The sequence below is a fragment of the Nostoc sp. CmiVER01 genome, from assembly GCF_034531135.2.
In the GTDB taxonomy this organism is placed as follows: Bacteria; Cyanobacteriota; Cyanobacteriia; order Cyanobacteriales; family Nostocaceae; genus Nostoc.
Window position 1 is genome coordinate 1 of the sequence record NZ_JAVRBU020000061.1, and the last position, 730, is coordinate 730.

1 protein-coding gene is annotated in these 730 nt (G+C 64.8%); it reads right to left on the reverse strand.

Annotation, left to right across the window (positions count from 1 at the left end):
* Positions 1–730, reverse strand: a 730-nt coding sequence (locus tag RMZ43_RS35975) for a type IV secretory system conjugative DNA transfer family protein (RefSeq protein ID WP_428851023.1), incomplete at both ends; no start/stop codon positions are given.

The window sequence follows — 730 nt, forward strand, 5'->3', positions numbered from 1 at the left end:
GGGCGGATAGGCGTTCTGCACGTGGCAGTTCGACGTGATGCTTTCGTCGTGGCCGTAGCCCGTCTCGCGGCTCTTGAGCTGGTTAATGTCCTGGCAGATGAGGTAGCACTTGATGCCGTAGCCGGCCACGAAGGCCAGCGACTCTTGCATGATCTCCAGCTTCCCGAGGCTCGGGAACTCGTCCAGCATCATCAAGAGCCGGTGCTTGTAGTGCGCCACCGGGCGGCCGCCCTCGAAGTCCATCTTGTCGGCCAGGAGGCGCACGATCATGTTCACCATGACGCGCACCAGCGGCCGCAGGCGGGCCTTGTCGTTGGGCTGGGTGACGATGTAGAGGCTTACCGGGTCGTCCTCGTGCATCAACTGCTTGATGCGGAAGTCCGACCGGCTGACGTTGCGGGCCACCACGGGGTCGCGGTAGAGGGCCAAGTAGGACTTGGCCGTGGAAAGCACCGAGCCGGCCTCTTCCTCGGGCCGATCCATCATGTCACGGGCCGCCGAGCCGATGGCGTGATGGTTCTGGCCGTCTACGTGCCCGTAGGTCGCCATTTCCATCCAAAGCTCGCCAATGTCGCGGTTGGGGTCGGCCAGCATCGCATCGACGGACGGCAGCGTGGCGGTGCCGCCCTCGTCCTTGGCCTTGTACAGCGCGTGCAGGATCACCCCGACCAGCAGCGCAAAGGCGGTCTTCTGCCAGTGCGAGTCCAGGCCCTTGCCGTCCGGGTCAACG